Origin of the sequence: Aeromonas sp. 96A, assembly GCF_051919165.1 — a bacterium.
GTDB lineage: Bacteria > Pseudomonadota > Gammaproteobacteria > Enterobacterales > Aeromonadaceae > Aeromonas > Aeromonas veronii.
Map to the genome: position 1 here is coordinate 2,755,001 of NZ_JBQBFE010000001.1, position 18,866 is coordinate 2,773,866.

Here is an 18,866-nt window from a genome sequence, read left to right on the forward strand (position 1 = left end):
CACCAGTGCAGGCAACAGCATGGTCGAGCTGAACAGCGCAACCAGCAGGCCAACAATGCGAATAATGCTCAGAATGTGCATTACAGCTCCCTTTCCCCAATTAAAGAGCGATGGATTCTAGCCATCTAAGGGACTGAGGGATACCCGCCCATGAGTCCGGTCGGTCAATTCACGGTCCACCTGAGCCCAAACCGAGGACTCCCACGCCACCTGTAAGGTGACCTGCTGACCGTAATCGGCCGCCAGCAATTCGCCATTATGGCTGCTGATCAGCGACTCGACCGTCCCCATGTCACCGTAATCGCAGTGAATGAGAGAGGGAGTGAGTGGCACCTTGAGCAGGGTGGGCAGTTGCTTGAGGGCGGCACCGACGCCGCCCCCATAGGCTTTGACCAGTCCACCGGTGCCAAGCTGGATGCCGCCGTAGTAACGCACTACCACGGCGCAGATTTCACCGAGCCCCGAGCCCATCAACTGGGCCAGAATCGGCTTGCCCGCGGTACCGGACGGTTCGCCATCATCGCTGAAGCCGTAAACCTGGCTATCTTGCGGCGCGCCCGCCACAAACGCCCAGCAGTGATGGCGCGCGGCCGGATGTTGGCGTTTGATCTCGTTGACCCACCCCTTGGCCGCCTCGACGGTCGGGGTGTGGGCGATCAGGGTAATGAAGCGGCTCTTCTTTATCTCTTCGGTCAACTCCAGCGGGGCAGCCGGAATGGAGTACGCTGCCGCCATCAGAGTCCTGCTTGTCTGGTCATGTTCTCCACCCCGTTGGCGTGCAGCACCACGTTGTCTTCGATGCGGATGCCGCCGAACGGACGCAGCGCCTCCACCTTGTTCCAGTTGACCCGCTTGCCCTGTTCGCCCTGACGCAGCGGCTCCAGCAAACTGTCGATGAAGTAGAGCCCCGGCTCAATGGTGAACACCTGATCCACCTCCATCACCCGGGTGCAGCGCAGATAGGGGAACAGCTCGGGCGCCGCCAGATGGGTGCCGCGCTCATCCTGCATGAAACCGCCCGCATCGTGTACCTGCAAACCGAGGAAGTGGCCGAGGCCGTGAGGGAAGAAGACGTTGGTCACCCCGGTGTTGATCATCTCGTCTACCGACATATCCACCAGCTCGGTCGCTTGCAGCAGGCGCGCCAGCTTGTGGTGCATCTGCAGATGCAGCTCGCTGTAGCGGCGACCCGGTTTGATCTCCTTGATGATCTCCTGCTGCTGCTCGTCGAGGGCCGCAATCAGATCGGCGAACTCGCCACGCCGCCACGCCCAGGTGCGGGTGATGTCGGAGGCATAGCCGTGAAAATCGACGCCGGCATCGATCAGGAAGGAGTGACGTTCCGCATCGGGCACCCGCAAGGCGGACAAATGGGTGTAGTGAAGGATGGCCGCATTGCGGTTGATAGCGACGATATTGCCGTAGGGCGCCTCATTGGCCCCCTGCCCGACCGCTTTCATATAGGCCAGATTGATCTCGAACTCGCTCGCCCCCGCCATAAAGGAGTCCTTGGCGGCGATATGGCCGCGCACCCCAATCCGGTTCGCCTCGCGCAGACACTCCAGCTCGTAGGGTGTCTTGTAGGCGCGGTGATAGTGCAGGTAGTTGAGCACCGCCTCCGGATTGGGCTGGGTCATCCCCAGCAGTTCAGCCACTTCCAGATGGCCACCCAGATAGGCCCACTCCTGCTTGTTGGCAGGTAGATGGTCGGCCACCTGTTCCGGTCGGGTCAGGAAACGGATATCGAAGAACTCGACCCAGAAGGCATTGGGCAGATCCGCTACTTTGTGCCAGAAATCCACCGGGCGGTAGAACAGCAGGATTGGTTTGTTCACCCCGTCCACCAGCAGCCAGCAGTGGGGATTGTCCAGCACCGGCAACCAGGCCTTGAAGTGGGGGTTTACCTTGAACGGGTAATCCTGATCATCGAGGAAGATGCGGTGAGTCTGGCCGGAGTGGATGGCCAGTCCGCTGAGCCCCTGTTGTTGCAGAATGTCGCGGGTGCGCTGCTGCAAGGTATCGAGGTGCTGGGCAAAAAGTTGGCTGTAGCTGCTCATGGCGTCCTGCTCCGAGGTGAATGTGATTGCAGCATAACATCAAGCGCTTGGCGGCTCGACCCGTCAAGCTGCCGCTTCGTGAGGTAACGCATACGTTACAAACGTGTTTGTTATCAACACAAAACCAATCATTAACAAATCAAAAACAATTCAATACACTGCCGGTAGATACATGAAGTCAGGGATTACTCATGGACAACCTCTGCCTGTGGCAACCGGATCCGCTCGGGATGCAGCAATCCAACCTCTACCGTTTTATGGCGGAGGTGAACCGTTTCCACGGCTTGCAGTTGCAGAACTACCCGCAGCTTTATCAATGGTCGGTGGAGAAGACCACCCGTTTCTGGCCGCTGGTATGGCAGCACTGCGGCGTCAAGGGCGAGCTCGGCAACATAGTGGCGGAGAACCGTCAGGATATGCAGCGCACCCGCTGGTTCCCCGACAGCCGCCTCAACTTCGCCGAAAACCTGCTGCGCCGTCAGGACGAGAGCCCGGCCATCATCTCCCGCATCGAAGGGAGCCCAAGCCGTACTCTTAGCTGGGGTGAACTGGGGGATCAGGTTGCCCGGCTGGCTCAGTGGCTGCGTCATCAGGGGATTGGTCGTGGCGATGTGGTCGCCGCCTACCTGCCCAATATTCCGGAAACCGTGGTTGCCATACTGGCAACCACCAGCCTCGGGGCGATCTGGACCTCCACCAGCCCCGACTTTGGCGAGGCTAGCGTGGTAGAGCGCTTCGGCCAGACCCGGCCGCGGGTGCTGTTTGCGGTGGATGGCTATCGCTACAGCGGCAAAGCTATCGATATTCAGGACAAAGTAGTAGGGGTCGTCAGCCAGATCGGCAGCATAGAGCAGACGGTGATGATCCCCCTGCTCGGCAACCCGCTGCAACTTGGCCACAACTGGCAGCAAGTGCTGGCGAGCCAGCACGATGCCCAGCTCACCTTCGAGCCGATGGCTTTCAACGACCCGCTCTATATCCTCTACTCCTCCGGCACCACCGGCAAACCCAAGTGTATCGTGCACGGCATCGGCGGCACCCTGCTGCAACACCTGAAAGAGCACCAGCTGCACTGCGACATCAAGCCGGGGGAGCGGATCTTCTACTTCACCACCTGCGGCTGGATGATGTGGAACTGGCTGGTGAGCGCCCTCGCCTCCGGTGCCACCCTGGTGCTCTATGACGGCTCGCCGTTTTATCCGGACGGCAACGTGCTGTGGGATCTCGCCCGTGACGAGCAGGTCAGCTTGTTCGGTACCTCGGCCAAGTATCTCGACGCACTGCACAAGCAGGGTTATGCCCCCATCAAGAGCCACGACTTGCCGCACTTGCGGCTGATCTGCAGCACCGGCTCTGTGCTGTCGCCGGAGGGGTTTGACTACGTCTATCAACAGATCAAAACAGATGTACAACTGAGCTCCATCTCAGGCGGCACCGACATCTGCTCCTGCTTCGTCATCGGCAACCCGCTCAGCCCGGTCTATCGCGGTGAGAGCCAGGGGCGCGGCCTCGGTCTCGCGGTGCAGGTATTCAACGAGGCGGGCCAGCCGGTGCAGGGGGAGAAGGGCGAGCTGGTCTGTACCAAGCCGTTCCCGGCCCAGCCCATCTACTTCTGGGGTGACGAAAATGGCGACAAGTACCACGCCGCCTACTTCGAGCGGTTCGACAACATCTGGTGTCACGGCGACTGGATCGAGCTGACCCCGACCGGCGGCATTCTGTTCTACGGCCGCTCCGACGCCACCCTCAACCCGGGCGGCGTGCGCATCGGCACCAGCGAGATCTATCGCTACGTCGAACAGCTCGACGAAGTGGAAGAGAGCATCGTCATCGGCCAGCAGTGGCAGCAGGACGAGCGGGTGGTACTGTTCGTCAAGCTCAAGGCGGGTTGCAAGCTGGATGAACCGCTGCGCGAGCGCATCCGCCAGCAAATAAAGCAGCACTGCACCGCCCGCCATGTACCGGCCCGCATCCTGCAGGTGGATGCCATCCCACGCACCAAGTCCGGCAAGATCGTCGAACTGGCGGTGCGCGAAGTGGTGCACAACAGACCGGTCAACAATACCCACGCCCTCGCCGATCCCGAGGTGCTGAACCAGTATCGCAACCGGCCGGAACTGGCCAGTTGATAACAAACTCACAGCCATCCGAGGCGCCGCAAGGCGCCTCTCTTTTGCCCGTTTTGTGATGAGGAGCTTTTACTCGATAACTGTTAAACAAATGTTTTAAATAGGTGTTGAAAATGTCTCCTTTTGGATCAATAGTGAGCCTCGCCCCCTGCTGGGGATAAAGGAGCACCACTCCCCACTGAGTGGGAACAAGGAGACACTCTCATGATCTACCAAGGCGAAACCCTGTCGGTCAGCTACCTCGAAAACGGCATTGCCGAGCTGAGGTTTGATGCCCCGGGTTCAGTCAACAAGCTGGATCGCGCTACCCTGCTCTCCCTGAGCGAAGCGATCGCCGCATTACAACAAGAACGTGAACTAAAAGGTCTGATCCTCACCTCCGGCAAAGACGCCTTTATCGTCGGTGCCGACATTACCGAATTCCTGGAACTGTTCGATCTGCCGCAAGAAGATCTGCTCGGCTGGCTGAAAAAGGCCAACGACATCTTCAACGCCATCGAAGATCTGCCGGTGCCCACCCTCTCTGCCATCAAGGGCCACGCTCTGGGCGGCGGCTGCGAGACCATTCTCTCCACCGACTTCCGTCTGGCCGACACCACCGCCAAAATCGGCCTGCCCGAGACCAAACTCGGCATCATGCCGGGCTTTGGCGGCACAGTCCGTCTGCCGCGGGTGATCGGCGCCGACAACGCGCTCGAGTGGATCACCACCGGCAAGGATTACCGTGCCGATGACGCCCTCAAGGTGGGTGCCATCGATGCCGTGGTCGCCCCCGACGCGCTGCAGAGCGCTGCGCTGCAGATGATCAAGGACGCCATCGCGGGCAAACTGGACTGGCAGAGCCGTCGCGCCGCCAAGAAAGCGCCGCTGCGCCTCTCCAAACTGGAAGCCATGATGAGCTTCACCACCGCCGCCGGCATGGTTGCCGCCGTGGCGGGCAAACACTATCCGGCGCCGATGACCGCGGTGAAAACCGTCGAGGCCGCTGCTGGCATGGGCCGTGACGAAGCGCTAGTCGTTGAAGCACAGGGCTTTATCAAGCTGGCCAAGACCGATGTCGCCAAGGCGCTGGTCGGCATCTTCCTCAACGATCAACACATCAAGGCGCTGGCCAAGAAGGCTGCCAAACAGGCGAGCAAGGCCACTGGCCACGCCGCCGTATTGGGTGCCGGCATCATGGGCGGCGGTATCGCCTACCAGTCTGCCAGCAAGGGCATTCCGGCGGTGATGAAGGACATCAACGAGAAGGCGCTGGCACTTGGTATGGGCGAAGCCACCAAGCTGCTCAACGGTCAGCTCGAGAAGGGCCGCATCGACGGCATCAAGATGGGCCAGGTGCTCTCCGCCATTACCCCGACCCTCAGCTATGACAACGTCAAAGGCGTGGACGTCGTCGTCGAAGCCGTGGTCGAGAATCCCAAGGTGAAAGCCGCCGTACTGGGCGAAGTGGAAGGAATCATTGGCGAAGACGCCGTGCTTGCCAGCAACACTTCCACCATCCCAATCTCCCTGCTGGCCAAGGGGCTTAAGCGCCCGCAGAACTTCTGCGGTATGCACTTCTTCAACCCGGTGCACCGCATGCCACTGGTGGAGATCATCCGCGGCGAGCAGACCTCCGATGAAACCATCAACCGCGTGGTGGCCTATGCCGCCGCCATGGGCAAGTCCCCGGTGGTGGTCAACGACTGCCCCGGCTTCTTCGTCAACCGCGTGCTGTTCCCCTACTTCTTCGGCTTCAACAAGCTGGTCGCCGATGGCGCCGACTTCGCCGCCGTCGACAAGGTAATGGAGAAGGAGTTCGGCTGGCCCATGGGCCCCGCCTACCTGCTGGACGTGGTCGGCATCGACACCGGTCACCATGCCGGTGACGTGATGGCGCAGGGCTTCCCGGCACGCATGAGCAAGGAAGGCCGCACCGCCATCGACGTGATGTACGAAGTGAACCGCTTCGGTCAAAAGAACGGCAAGGGCTTCTACGCCTACGAGCCGGACAAGAAGGGCAAGCCGAAGAAGGTGGCCGATGCCGCTGCTTACGAGCTGCTGGCCCCCATCGCCAAGCCGAAGCAGGATTTCGACAAGGAAGCCATCATCGCTCGCATGATGATCCCGATGATCAACGAGGTGGTGCTCTGTCTGGAAGAGGGCATAGTCGCCACGCCCGCCGAAGCCGACATCGCGCTGGTCTACGGTCTGGGCTTCCCTCCCTTCCGCGGCGGCGTGTTCCGCTATCTGGACACCATTGGTCTGGATCGCTACGTGGCCATGGCCGACCAGTATGCCGACTTGGGCCCGCTCTACCGCGTCAGCGACCGCTTACGCGAGATGGCCGCCCAGGGCAAAACCTTCTACTGATTGCGGAAAGGAGATCCATTCATGAAAGACGTAGTCATTGTCGACTGTATCCGGACCCCGATGGGCCGGTCCAAGGGCGGCGCCTTCCGCAACGTGCGTGCAGAAGACCTGTCCGCGCACCTGATGAAATCCATCCTGTTGCGCAACCCCAACCTCGACCCGAACGAGATCGAGGATATCTACTGGGGCTGCGTGCAGCAGACCCTGGAGCAGGGCTTCAACATCGCCCGCAACGCCGCCTTGCTGGCCGGCATTCCGAAGCAGGTGGGGGCGGTCACCGTCAACCGTCTGTGCGGCTCCAGTATGCAGGCGCTGCACGACGCCTCCCGCGCCATTCAGGTAGGTGATGGGGATATCTTCATCATCGGCGGCGTTGAGCACATGGGTCACGTGCCGATGAGCCACGGCGTCGACTTCCACCCGGGCATGGCCAAGTCGGTGGCCAAGGCCTCCGGCATGATGGGGCTGACCGCCGAGATGCTCGGCAAGCTGCACGGCATCAGCCGTCAGCAGCAGGACGAGTTTGCCGCCCGCTCCCACCGCCGCGCCCACGCGGCAACCGTGGAAGGGCGTTTTGCCAAGGAGATCGTCGGGCTGGAAGGCCACGACGCCAGCGGCGCCCGCTTCTTCTACGACTATGACGAGGTGATCCGCCCGGAGACCACGGTCGAAACCCTGAGCCAACTGCGCCCAGTGTTTGACCCGGTCAACGGCACCGTCACCGCTGGCAGCTCCTCGGCCCTGTCCGATGGCGCCGCCGCCATGCTGGTGATGAGCGCGGATCGCGCCAAGGCCCTCGGCCTCACGCCGCGCGCCAAGGTACGTGCCATGGCTATCGCCGGCTGTGACGCCGCCATCATGGGTTACGGCCCGGTACCGGCCACCCAGAAGGCGCTCAAGCGTGCCGGCCTGACTGTCGGTGATATCGACCTGTTCGAGCTGAACGAGGCGTTTGCCGCCCAGTCCCTGCCCTGCGTGAAAGATTTGGGTCTGCAGGATCAGGTAGACGAGAAGGTGAACCTGAACGGCGGCGCCATTGCGCTGGGTCACCCGCTCGGCTGCTCCGGTGCGCGCATCTCCACCACCCTCATCAATCTGATGGAGGAGAAGGATGCCACCCTGGGGGTTGCCACCATGTGTATCGGTCTGGGTCAGGGCATCGCCACCGTGTTTGAACGGGTGTGATAACCAGCCGGATCGACGGGATGCACTACTGAGAGTTGTCCCTTTTCGGGGCCAGTCTGACTGGCCCCTTTTCAAGTCTGTGACGATCGCCACACGGGGTGCTCGTCAGTGGTCAGAAGCTGTCTGTTGGCCGTCCCGTTTGGGTCGGCCTTTTTTCGTTTTAATCTTATCAATAGGCTGTTATTGCCTTAAACCTCACATTAGATAGGGGGCTTGCTTGCTTTTTACTCCCCCGACAGGTTCAATCTGCACAAAAAAATGGGTGGATGCACATACATATGTCAATGAGCAAACAACTGCTGATCGTCGATGACGACCAAGAGATCCGCGAGCTGCTCAATGAGTACCTGACCCGGGCGGGCTTTCAGGTATTGACGGCGGCGGAGGGCAACGAGATGCGTCAGCAACTCGCCCAGCACAGCCCGGACCTGATTATTCTGGACATCATGATGCCCGGCGAGGACGGTTTTACCCTCTGCCAGCAGATCCGTCGTGACTCCCAGGTGCCCATCATCATGCTGACCGCCGCCTCCGACGAAGCGGATCGGGTGATCGGCCTCGAACTCGGTGCCGACGACTATATCGCCAAGCCGTTCAGCCCCCGTGAACTGCAGGCCCGCATCAAGGCGCTGCTGCGCCGCGCCGAATTCCGCCAGCCGGAAAAAGAGAAAGAACCGAGCCGCCGCCTGCGTTTTGCCGAGTGGACCCTCGACACTCTGAGCCACCAGCTGACCCATGACGATGGCAGCCTGCTGGATCTCTCCGGCAGCGATGCCATGCTGCTCGGCATGTTCCTGCAACAGCCCGGCGTGGTGCTGGATCGCGACACCATCTCGGATGCCACCCGCGGCCGCGAAAGCCTGCCGATGGAGCGCGGTATCGACGTGCAGATCAGCCGTCTGCGCCAGAAGCTGGGCGACAACGGCAAGAGCCCGCGCATCATCAAGACCATCCGCGGTAGCGGCTACATGCTGATTGCCGAGGTGCACGAGCTGCCATGAGCAACAAGTGGTCCTGGGGGGCGCTGGTGCCCCGCTCCCTGTTGTCACGGATGATCCTGCTGTTGTTGCTGGCCATCCTGCTCTCCCAGACCATTCTGACCGGCATCTGGATGCAGCAGATCCAGAAGCGGGAACTGGAGGGGATGCTCAGCACCACCCGCAACCTCGCCATGTCTGCCGCTTCCACCGTCAACTTCTTCAAATCCCTGCCGCTGCAGTATCGCCATATCGCGCTGGACCAGCTGCGCAACATGGGGGGCAGCCGCTTCTTCGTCTCGCTCAACGAGGAAGAGATCCACATCAACGCCATCCCCGACAGCGAACGCAAGACGCAGGTGCTGGAGGAGGTTCAGGGAGTGCTGACCCGCAAGCTCTCCGACGCCATGGCGATCAAGGTGGATTTCTCCCGACCCGATGACCTCCACGTCTTCAACAACGACACCTTGCTGGCGGATCTCCCCTCCTCCTGGGCCCGCTACACCCTGTCGCTGGAGCCGCTCAATCCACCGGTACTGGTGACCCAGATCGAGATTGAAAAAGGGGAGTGGCTCTATCTGGCGGCCCTGCTGCCCGCCCCCTACATGACCCTCGACGATACCGTGATGCCGAGCAACCAGGTGCGTTTCATCGCCCTGATGACGGTGTTCCTCTGCTTCTTCACCTTTATGCTGGTGCGCTGGCAGACCCGCCCGCTGCGCCGTCTCGCCAAGGCGGCGGTGAATCTGGGCAAGGATATCGACCAACCCTCGCTCAAGGAGGAGGGAGCCTCCGAGATCGTCGCGGCGACCCGCGCCTTCAACATCATGCAACACCGCATTCGTCGCTATATCGACGATAGAGAGCGGCTGTTCAGCTCGATTTCCCACGACCTCAAGACACCCATCACCCGGCTGCGGCTGCGGGTCGAACTGCTCGATGACGAGGTACAGATCGCCAAGTTCAACAAGGATCTCGACGAGCTGGAGCTGATGGTGAAAGGAGCGCTGCAGACGGTCAAAGAGACCGACATTCACGAGAATATCGAGGAGATCGACATCAACGCCCTGCTTGAGCAGATGGCGGAGTCGATGAACCTGCACGACGAGCGGCTGACCATCGAAGGCCATTGCAAGTGGCCCTATCGCGGCAAGCTGCTGGCGCTCAAGCGCTGCATCGGCAATCTGGTGGACAACGGCATCAAGTACGGCCAGAAGGTGCGCATCATCATCATGGATGACGAGGAGATGCTGATCCTCTTCATCATGGATGAGGGCCCCGGCCTGCCGGACGATCAGTTCGAGCGCATTTTCGAACCCTATTACCGGCTCAGCACCGATCAGGCCGGCACCGGCCTCGGCCTTGGCATCGCCCGCAACATTGCCCACGCCCACGGTGGCGATCTGGTGCTGGAAAATCGTCCGCAAGGTGGCCTGCAGGCCACGCTCTCCCTACCAAGGCAGTAACCTTATGAAGTGGTTGTCTTTTTCTGTCATCGCCCTGCTCTCTGCTCCCGTTGCCGCCTCCCAGGTGGAAGTGCTGCACTGGTGGACCTCCGGCGGCGAAGCGAAAGCGGTCGAAGTGCTCAAATCCGAGTGGACCAAACAGGGCAACCAGTGGAACGACTTTGCAGTGCAGGGCGGAGGCGGCAAGAGCGCCATGACGGTATTGAAGAGCCGGGCACTGGCCGCCAACCCGCCCGAAGCGGCACACCTCAAGGGTTACGAGCTCAAGGAGTGGGCCGGACTCGGCTTTTTGCGCGATCTCAGCCCGATGGCCGAACACCTCGGCTGGTACAGTCAGATGCCGCCCATGGTGCGTGCTACCCTCAGCCAGAATGGCGCCCTGATGGCGGTGCCCACCGGCATCCACCGGGTCAACTGGCTGTGGCTCAACCGCAAGGTGTTCGAGCGCAACAAGCTGACTCCGCCCACCAGCTGGGCCCAGTTTGTCACCGTCGCCGACCAGCTTAAAAAACGGGGCATCACCCCGCTCGCCATCGGCAATGAGCCTTGGCAGCTGGCGGTACTGTTTGAAACGGTGGCCCTCGGTGAGGGCGGAAAAGAATTCTATCGCAAGGCGTTCCTCGAGCAGGACAGCGCCACCCTGACCGGCCCCGACATGGTACGAGTGCTGACCCGCTTCCAGCAGCTGCGTGCCTACGTTCCGCAAAAATACGCCGGTCTGAAGTGGCATCAGGCCACCAACCTGCTGGAGAGCGGTGGCGCCGCCATGCAGCTGATGGGCGACTGGGTGAAAGGGGAGCTGAGCGCGGGCAACTACCGGCCGGGTGAGGATATCGCCTGCCTGCCGAGCCCGGGCAGCGCCGGACTGTTCAGCTACAACCTAGACTCCATCGCCATGTTCAAACAGCGGGATCCGGCCCAGCTGCAGGCGCAGGGGGATCTGGCCCAACTGCTGATGACGCCGCAATTCCAGGAGGAGTTCAATCGGGTGAAGGGGTCGATCCCGGCGCTGACCAATCCCGACATGAGCAAGTTCGACCGCTGCGCCGTCCGCTCCTATCAGGATTTCCTGCTGGCGGAAAAGCAGGACAACCTGCTGCCCAGCATGGCGGAAGGGATGGCGACGCCGACCAATATGCGGCAGGCGATCCTCGATGTGCTGAGCAACTTCTTCAACGACCCCAAGGCCAACCCGGAGCAGACGGCGCTGCATCTGGAGCGGGCGATGCGCTCGACCCGCTGATCCGGGTACATTGCCAAACGACAGAAATGACAAAGGCGGAATTGCTCCGCCTTTGTTGTTGAATCGTCATCCGATTCAGGATTGATCGTTCTCGTCCTCATCCTCGTCATAGTAATCGCTGAGCTCGATCCAGAGCCCCAACCCGACCATCACCATGGAGCCGAACCAGGTACCGGTATTCCCGATCGGGCTGCCCATCACTATCATGGCGAAGGACAAGAACCCCATGCCTGCATAGGCTTGTAATCTGCCGTAGGAGACCTGCATATTCACCTCCTTGTTGAATATGGTTCAATTTTTATATTACTCGTCCGGCGCAAGCTGGATAGGGTCGAATAACATTTCGGTTACATATGCTGGTGAATGGGTCGTTTGTTTGATTATTTTTTAGCCCTGAGTATCATTGGCAGCCGAATAGGTTGAAGGTTGATAATAGATGAGTGATTTATTCTGCGGCGCAACTCACGAGTTGGACGCAATCGGGCTTCGTTGCCCGGAACCCGTTATGATGGTTCGCAAGAAAGTGCGGCTGATGGCGGATGGCGAGACCCTGCTGGTCAGCGCCGACGATCCTTCAACCACCCGCGACATCCCCAGTTTCTGCCGCTTTATGGATCACACCCTGGTCGCCAGCGAGACAGAGCAGGCCCCCTACCGCTATCTGATCCGCAAGGGTCAATAAGCCCCCGTACCGGAGCACTCCATGACAACCATTACCCGAATCGGCACCACCCAGCGTTGGTCAGACGTGGTCATCCACAATGGCACCCTCTACGTGGTGGAAGTGCCCGTCAGCGAAGAGGCCGACATCCACCAGCAGACCCGCGAAGTGCTTGAGAGCCTGCAACGCCTGCTGGAAGCCAACGGCTCCGGCGTAGACAAGATCCTGATGGCCAACATCTATCTCAAAGACATTGGTGACATCGCTGCCTTCAACGAGCAGTGGGATGCCTGGATCCCGGCTGGCACCGCACCCGTGCGCGCCTGCGTACAAGCCCGCCTCGCCCACGAAGGCTACAAGGTGGAAGTGCAGCTGACTGCAGCTGTCTAAGAGGCGCTTATCCCCGCCCCCCTCTCCCACGAGGGGAGAAGGGAGCAAACAACAAGGCGCCATTGCTCGCCACGGCGCCAATAGAAAGGCCCCGCCATCACTGGCGGGGCCTTTTCGTTACCGAAACCTGAACGACTTAGGCGGTCGGGGTCAGGGTAATGGTCACGCGGCGGTTCTGGGCTTTGCCAGCGGCGGTGCTGTTGGTAGCAACCGGCTGATCCGGGCCCACGCCAGTGGTGGAGATGCGGCTACCTGCTACGCCCTGACCAATCAGCTGGGCGGCAACGGCATCGGCACGATCGCGGGAGAGCTTCATGTTCAGATCGCGGGAACCGGTGCTGTCGGTGTGACCGACCACGTTCAGGCGGGTCTTGTCGAACTCGGCAACGACCATGGCCACGCCGGAGAGGGTGTTGGCACCGGCCGCTTTCAGCTGGGAGCTGGAGCTGTCGAAGGTGACGTTGTTCGGCATGTTGAGGATCAGCTCATTGCCATTGCGGGTCACGCTGACGCCAGTGCCTTGCAGCTTCTCGCGCAGCTTGGCTTCCTGCACGTCCATGTAGTAGCCGATACCGCCGCCCAGCGCCGCGCCGGCAGCAACGCCGGTCAGGATGCCCTTCTTGCGGTCACCCTTGCTGGAGGAGAGCGCACCTACGGCCGCACCGGCAGCGGCGCCAGCCAGCGCGCCCCAGGCACCTTTGGAGGTCTGGGATTCACCTGTGTAGGGGTTGGTGGTACAGCCGCTCAGGGCAACGGTCAGTGCCAGAGCAGGCACCAGGATCTTGGCTCGCATGAAAAAACCTCTGTGAAAACAATCCGGCACCATGCCGGGGGCCGGATTGTAACGCGCTGGCACGCCATTGTCTGACGCAAGCCTGAACAGATGGCGAGAGTGGTGTTTTTTTGGCCAATCGGCGGGCTGTCAGCGCGGTAACTGACACTCGGCATGGCAAGGACAGCTGACCAGATGATCGTTCACCATTCCCACCGCCTGCATAAAGGCGTAGCAGATGGTGCTGCCGACGAAGGTAAAGCCGCGTTTCTTGAGCGCTTTCGACATGGCATCCGACTCCGGCGAGGTCGCCGGAATATCGCCGTTGCCCTGCCGCTGGTTGACGATGGGGGCACCGCCAACAAAGCCCCACAGGTAGTCGGCGAAGTCGATCCCCTGCTCCTGCAACGCCAGATAAGCGCGGGCATTTCTGATGATCGACTGCACCTTGAGCCGGTTGCGGATAATGCCGGTGTCCTGCATCAGCCGCTCCACATCCTGCTCGTCGAAGCGGGCAATCTGCACCGGATCAAAGTCCGCATAGGCGCGGTAATAGCTCTCGGTGCGCTTGAGGATGGTGATCCACGACAGCCCCGCCTGCTGGCCGTCGAGGCAGAGCTTGGCAAACAGCTCGCGGGCGTCATAGACCGGCCTGCCCCACTGTTTGTCATGGTATTCAATGTATTCCGGGTCTTTGGTCACCCAGGCGCAGCGCAGTTCCATTTCCTCTCCCTCGTTATTTCAGCGGTTTGCCCGACCCTGCCCACTCTGCAGGCGGCACTGCTCACATCATATACCGGACATCCCGCCCGACCAGCCAGGGCGCAGCACCATCCCGCGAATCCGCTGCAATTTCGCCTATTATCCGACCATGCCAGACGGTATACTCCCTCGGTTCACATTCAGCAAATCTTGCTCTGATTTTCACTTCGCGCGAAAAAAATTATGCAAAAATTCGATGTCAAAACCTTTCAGGGCCTGATCCTGCAGCTGCAGGACTATTGGTCCCGCCAGGGCTGTACCATCATTCAGCCGCTGGATATGGAAGTGGGTGCCGGTACTTCCCACCCCATGACCTGTCTGCGTGCCCTGGGCCCGGAGCCCATCGCCTGCGCTTACGTGCAACCGTCCCGCCGTCCGACTGACGGCCGCTACGGTGAAAACCCGAACCGCCTGCAGCACTACTACCAGTTCCAGGTGATCATCAAGCCTTCCCCCGACAACATTCAGGAACTCTATCTGGGCTCCCTGAAAGAGCTGGGCATGGATCCTGAAATCCACGATATCCGCTTCGTGGAAGACAACTGGGAAAACCCGACTCTGGGTGCCTGGGGTCTGGGTTGGGAAGTGTGGCTGAACGGCATGGAAGTGACCCAGTTCACCTACTTCCAGCAGGTTGGCGGCCTCGAGTGCAAGCCGGTCACCGGCGAGATCACCTACGGTCTCGAGCGTCTGGCCATGTACATCCAGGGCGTGGACAGCGTCTACGATCTGGTCTGGTCTGACGGCCCGCTGGGCAAGACCACCTACGGCGACGTCTTCCACCAGAACGAAGTGGAGCAATCCACCTACAACTTCGAGCACGCCGATGTGGAGTTCCTGTTCCACTGCTTCGAGCAGTACGAGAAGGAAGCCCAGAATCTGCTGGCACTGGAAAAACCGCTGCCGCTGCCTGCCTACGAGCGCATCCTCAAAGCCGCTCACTCCTTCAACCTGCTGGATGCCCGCAAGGCCATCTCGGTCACCGAGCGTCAGCGCTACATCCTGCGCATTCGCACCCTGACCAAGGCCGTGGCAGAGGCATACTACGCCTCCCGCGAAGCGCTGGGCTTCCCGATGTGTCAGCGCAGTGAGAACAAGCAAGGTTAAGGAACGGACATGGCACAACATACATTTCTGGTAGAGATCGGTACTGCTGAGCTGCCGCCCAAAGCCCTGCGCTCCCTGGCCGAAGCCTTTGCCGACAACTTCAAAGCCGAACTGACCAAGGCCGATCTGGCCTTCGGCGACGTCGAGTGGTTTGCCTCACCGCGCCGTCTGGCGCTGAAGGTTAGCGAGCTAGCCGGCGAACAGCCGAGCAAGAGCATCGAGAAACGCGGCCCGGCCGTAGCGCAGGCGTTCGATGCCGAAGGCAAGCCGACCAAGGCTGCCGAAGGCTGGGCCCGTGGCAACGGCATCACCGTTGAGCAGGCCGAGCGTCTGGTCACCGACAAGGGCGAGTGGCTGGTTCACACCGCCAAGGTCGAAGGCCGTCCGGCCAAAGATCTGCTGGGTGAGCTGGTTGCCTCCGCACTGGCCAAGCTGCCGATCCCGAAGATGATGCGCTGGGGCGACAAGACCATCCAGTTCGTGCGTCCGGTCTTCACCGTGACCCTGCTGCTGGATGGCGAGCTGGTGCCCGCCCACATTCTGGGTATCGACTCTGCCCGCACCATACGCGGTCACCGCTTTATGGGCGAGAGCGAATTCACCATCGACAACGCCAGCCAGTACCCGCAGATCCTGCAGGAGCGCGGCATGGTGATTGCCGACTTTATGGCGCGCAAGGCCAAGATCAAGGCTGACGTCGAAGCGGCCGCTGCCGCCTTCGGTGGCGTGGCCGATCTGGACGACGCCCTGCTGGAAGAAGTGACCGCACTGGTCGAATGGCCGGTGGTGCTGACCGCCAACTTCGAAGAGAAGTTCCTGGCCGTTCCGGCCGAGGCACTGGTTCACACCATGAAGGGTGACCAGAAGTACTTCCCGGTCTACGACAAGAACGGCAAGCTGCTGCCGAAGTTCATCTTCGTCACCAACATCGAGTCCAAAGACCCGAGCCAGATCATCAGCGGCAACGAGAAGGTGGTTCGCCCCCGTCTCTCAGACGCCGAGTTCTTCTTCAAGACCGACCTCAAGCAGACCCTGGCCTCCCGCCTGCCGCGCCTTGAAACCGTGCTGTTCCAGCAGCAGCTGGGCACCGTCAAGGCCAAGGTCGAGCGCATCGAGACCGTCGCCGGCTTTATCGCCGAGCGCATCAGTGGTGGCGATAGTGCCGTCGTGACTCAGGCCCGCCGTGCCGGTCTGCTCTCCAAGTGTGACCTGATGACCAACATGGTCGGCGAGTTCACCGACACCCAGGGTGTCATGGGGATGCACTACGCCCGTCACGATGGCGAAGACGAAGCGGTGGCCGTGGCCCTCAACGAGCAGTACATGCCGCGCTTTGCCGGTGATGCCCTGCCGTCCGGTCTGGTTGCCTGCGCCGTCGCGCTAGCCGACAAGTTCGACACCCTGGCCGGTATCTTCGGCATCGGCATGCTGCCGAAGGGTGACAAGGACCCGTTCGCCCTGCGTCGCGCCGCCATCGGTGCCCTGCGCATCATGACCGAGAAGCAGCTGGATCTGGATCTGGTTGAACTGGTTGAAGAAGCGGTACGCGTCTACGGCGACAAGCTGACCAACAAAACCGTCGTTACCGACGTGGTCGACTTTATGCTGGGCCGCTTCCGCGCCGCCTATCAGGACGAAGGCATCGGTGCCGACGTGGTGCTGGCCGTACTGGCCCGCCGCCCGACCCGTCCGCTCGACTTCGATCGTCGGGTCAAGGCCGTCAGCCACTTCCGCACCCTGGATGCCGCACTGGCACTGGCTGCCGCCAACAAGCGCGTGAGCAACATTCTGGCCAAGGTCGAAGGCGAGTTGCCGACTGCCGTCAAACCGGAACTGCTGGTCGATGCCGCCGAGAAGGCGCTGGCCACCCAAGTTGCCGAACTGCAAGCCGAACTGGCCCCGCTGTTCGCCGCCGGTGACTATCAGGCTGCCCTCACCCGTCTGGCCGCCCTGCGCGAGCCGGTCGATACCTTCTTCAACGAAGTCATGGTGATGGCCGACGACGAAGCCCTCAAGGCCAACCGTCTGGCACTGCTGAACAACCTGCGCAACCTGTTCCTGCAAGTCGCGGATATCTCCCTGCTGCAGTGATATTGGTTGGGTTGATTGATATTAAAATGGCGCCGTAAAGGCGCCGTTTTTTTGAACACTTTATGATATTGAATATACGTTTAACTAAAGATATAGTGTTCATAATATAATTAGGATGAGCCGTAAAGATGGAACTAGCAAATATAATCGTGAGTTTTTTTCTAACCGGTGTAGTTGGTCTATATGTATCAAGTCGCTTCCAAGAGAAGAACTTTCTACATCAAATAAAGACTAATCGTTCAGAGCGAGAAATTGATAAGCTGCGTGAAATAGCTAAGTCATTAGAAAAAATGTCTGGCGAGCGCATTTATTATAGCCGCCTGCTTCTCGACTCTCTGGCTGATAAAGAATTTAAAAAAGATAGTGATACATTACAACAAGCTAGGGAGGAATATAAAAAGGCTAAAGACAATTGGAATGAAAACTTAAACCCTTTATTCATAGAGCTTTACAGCATTGATATGTATGACTACGCTAGAGATATTGAAAGAAATATTCATGATAACTTTAGATATGCTCACAATTCGATTTACAAATTAATAAAATACGGTCACTCTATAGACTCTATATTTTCGGGTAAAAGACATCTTGATTCTGCTTTTACAGAAACCAGAAGAATATCTTCAGAAATCATTAAACACTCCAATAGTCGTTGGAAACAGATTATGGATGGCGATACTGAAGCTTTGGCCGAGCATAATCTAACAAAAGCTTCAACTTGGACTCTATTTCGAGCCCTCTTCAACAAGAACCCGCACGCTCTGCGCATAAGACGCTCTTGATTTAACAATTTCAAACCATTCATTTTTTGGATTTAAAGGCTTTGGTCTCAATAACATAGCTGCAATAAATGCACTTTCATCCTTTTCTAGCATAGACAGTTCTTTATTAAATAGTACATTTGCTGCTTTTTCTGCACCTATGAGACGAGAGCCAAAAAAAGCATTTTTTAAGTAGCAGCGTATTATTTGTTTTTTTGTGAAATGAAAATTTACCAGCCAAGACAGTAGCGTTTCATATAACTTTCTATATATTGTCATATCTTTAAATTCGGTAATGGTTCTAACCATTTGCATATCTATAGCACTAGCACCTCCATGCTTTTTTCTTCGTATTTTCTTGATCAGCTCTCTTGCCGATGCCTTGATATCAAAACCACAATGATTCACAAATCGACGGTCTTCCAAGGCCATCACATAATGCTCTAGTTCGGTAAACTCCCCATACTTATCTGACTCGCACATTTTATGTGAAATAGATAACAGGTCTCTGTTTAAATCAATTAATAGATTTCTGAATTTTCTATAATGTCGAGTATTAAATGGTTGGGCAGTCATATTTATAACCTGTTATCACACGCATGATATAAATGAGTCTTATATTACTTCACAGATTTATTAAAAACAATCAGTTACACCTCATAGAGATAGAGTTAACCATCACATAAACTAGCTTGTATAACTCATAGAATCACGAAACCTGTAGGTTCGATTAGCCGTCAGGCGTAATCGGACGTTCGCGTAAATAAACTCTCCCGCCATAACCGCAAGCCGAATTTTCCCCTCCAGCTGGCCGATCCTGTTTCACGGCAACAACCGTAATCAAAGCCTCTCGTTCGTCCGATTACGCTGCGCTAATCGAACCTACAGAGGAGTAATGAGCTGTTATCATTTG

At 58.8% G+C, this 18,866-nt stretch carries 18 protein-coding genes (1 of these 18 cut by a window edge); 11 read left to right on the forward strand and 7 right to left on the reverse strand.

Features of this window, described 5'->3' with window-relative positions:
- The 3 genes in view from ACTG2W_RS12660 to pepQ are tightly spaced (at most 36 nt apart) and all read right to left on the reverse strand, a layout consistent with a single transcriptional unit that may run on beyond the window.
- Positions 1-81 carry the beginning of a TrkH family potassium uptake protein gene (locus tag ACTG2W_RS12660; protein WP_005339482.1) on the reverse strand. 1,377 nt of this gene lie to the left of the window's left edge, so the window shows 81 of its 1,458 coding nt (coding positions 1-81); the start codon lies at positions 79-81; its stop codon lies off the left edge, out of view.
- Between the two features lie 36 nt (positions 82-117).
- A complete protein-coding gene (locus ACTG2W_RS12665; RefSeq protein WP_106844541.1) occupies positions 118-735 on the reverse strand; it encodes a YigZ family protein in 618 nt (205 codons plus the stop codon).
- Positions 735-2,057: a Xaa-Pro dipeptidase gene (gene pepQ, locus ACTG2W_RS12670; protein WP_106844542.1), complete on the reverse strand. Its 1,323-nt coding sequence runs from the start codon at positions 2,055-2,057 to the stop codon at positions 735-737. The genes ACTG2W_RS12665 and pepQ overlap by 1 nt, the downstream gene beginning before the upstream one ends.
- 191 nt (positions 2,058-2,248) lie before the next feature.
- Here pepQ and ACTG2W_RS12675 point away from each other — a divergent pair, with 191 nt between their 5' ends.
- The 6 genes from ACTG2W_RS12675 (at position 2,249) to ACTG2W_RS12700 (ending at position 11,409) form a co-directional block, all read left to right on the forward strand.
- Positions 2,249-4,186 (forward strand): acetoacetate--CoA ligase, encoded by a 1,938-nt coding sequence (locus tag ACTG2W_RS12675; protein ID WP_106844543.1) that lies wholly within the window; start codon positions 2,249-2,251, stop codon positions 4,184-4,186.
- 204 nt (positions 4,187-4,390) lie between these two features.
- Complete coding sequence (fadB, locus tag ACTG2W_RS12680; RefSeq protein WP_106844544.1) at positions 4,391-6,538, forward strand: fatty acid oxidation complex subunit alpha FadB; 2,148 nt, start codon at positions 4,391-4,393, stop codon at positions 6,536-6,538.
- Positions 6,539-6,559: 21 nt separating this feature from the next.
- Positions 6,560-7,723, forward strand: coding sequence for an acetyl-CoA C-acyltransferase FadA (gene fadA / locus ACTG2W_RS12685; protein ID WP_005355952.1), 1,164 nt, complete (start codon positions 6,560-6,562; stop codon positions 7,721-7,723).
- A 278-nt stretch (positions 7,724-8,001) separates the two neighbouring features.
- Positions 8,002-8,724, forward strand: coding sequence for a response regulator (locus ACTG2W_RS12690; RefSeq protein WP_005339475.1), 723 nt, complete (start codon positions 8,002-8,004; stop codon positions 8,722-8,724).
- Positions 8,721-10,166: an ATP-binding protein gene (locus ACTG2W_RS12695; protein ID WP_005357365.1), complete on the forward strand. Its 1,446-nt coding sequence runs from the start codon at positions 8,721-8,723 to the stop codon at positions 10,164-10,166. Before ACTG2W_RS12690 ends, ACTG2W_RS12695 begins: the two co-directional genes overlap by 4 nt.
- 4 nt (positions 10,167-10,170) lie before the next feature.
- Positions 10,171-11,409, forward strand: coding sequence for an ABC transporter substrate-binding protein (locus ACTG2W_RS12700; protein ID WP_106844545.1), 1,239 nt, complete (start codon positions 10,171-10,173; stop codon positions 11,407-11,409).
- 75 nt (positions 11,410-11,484) lie between these two features.
- On the opposite strand, the gene ACTG2W_RS12705 is transcribed toward ACTG2W_RS12700, so the two are convergent.
- Complete coding sequence (locus tag ACTG2W_RS12705; RefSeq protein ID WP_005339471.1) at positions 11,485-11,676, reverse strand: hypothetical protein; 192 nt, start codon at positions 11,674-11,676, stop codon at positions 11,485-11,487.
- A 169-nt stretch (positions 11,677-11,845) separates the two neighbouring features.
- Here ACTG2W_RS12705 and tusA point away from each other — a divergent pair, with 169 nt between their 5' ends.
- Both tusA and ACTG2W_RS12715 read left to right on the forward strand, forming a co-directional pair.
- Complete coding sequence (gene tusA / locus ACTG2W_RS12710) at positions 11,846-12,091, forward strand: sulfurtransferase TusA (protein WP_005339470.1); 246 nt, start codon at positions 11,846-11,848, stop codon at positions 12,089-12,091.
- A gap of 21 nt (positions 12,092-12,112) precedes the next feature.
- On the forward strand, positions 12,113-12,460 hold the full coding sequence (locus ACTG2W_RS12715) for a RidA family protein (protein ID WP_106844546.1): 348 nt from the start codon (positions 12,113-12,115) through the stop codon (positions 12,458-12,460).
- Positions 12,461-12,596: 136 nt separating this feature from the next.
- On the opposite strand, the gene ACTG2W_RS12720 is transcribed toward ACTG2W_RS12715, so the two are convergent.
- Positions 12,597-13,253: an OmpA family lipoprotein gene (locus ACTG2W_RS12720; protein WP_005339468.1), complete on the reverse strand. Its 657-nt coding sequence runs from the start codon at positions 13,251-13,253 to the stop codon at positions 12,597-12,599.
- A 129-nt stretch (positions 13,254-13,382) separates the two neighbouring features.
- Positions 13,383-13,955, reverse strand: a complete 573-nt coding sequence (locus tag ACTG2W_RS12725) for a DNA-3-methyladenine glycosylase I (RefSeq protein ID WP_106844547.1) — start codon at positions 13,953-13,955, stop codon at positions 13,383-13,385.
- Positions 13,956-14,177: 222 nt separating this feature from the next.
- Between ACTG2W_RS12725 and glyQ the strand changes: the two genes are divergently transcribed.
- The 3 genes from glyQ (at position 14,178) to ACTG2W_RS12740 (ending at position 17,974) form a co-directional block, all read left to right on the forward strand.
- A complete protein-coding gene (gene glyQ / locus ACTG2W_RS12730; protein WP_005339464.1) occupies positions 14,178-15,101 on the forward strand; it encodes a glycine--tRNA ligase subunit alpha in 924 nt (307 codons plus the stop codon).
- 9 nt (positions 15,102-15,110) lie between these two features.
- Positions 15,111-17,192, forward strand: a complete 2,082-nt coding sequence (glyS, locus tag ACTG2W_RS12735) for a glycine--tRNA ligase subunit beta (RefSeq protein ID WP_106844548.1) — start codon at positions 15,111-15,113, stop codon at positions 17,190-17,192.
- Positions 17,193-17,320: 128 nt separating this feature from the next.
- Entirely contained in the window at positions 17,321-17,974 is a 654-nt protein-coding gene (locus ACTG2W_RS12740) for a hypothetical protein (protein ID WP_146142135.1), read from the forward strand.
- Here the strand turns inward: ACTG2W_RS12740 and ACTG2W_RS12745 are convergent.
- Positions 17,918-18,529 (reverse strand): biosynthetic peptidoglycan transglycosylase, encoded by a 612-nt coding sequence (locus ACTG2W_RS12745; protein ID WP_106844549.1) that lies wholly within the window; start codon positions 18,527-18,529, stop codon positions 17,918-17,920. The genes ACTG2W_RS12740 and ACTG2W_RS12745 overlap by 57 nt on opposite strands.
- Between the last annotated feature and the right edge of the window lie 337 nt (positions 18,530-18,866).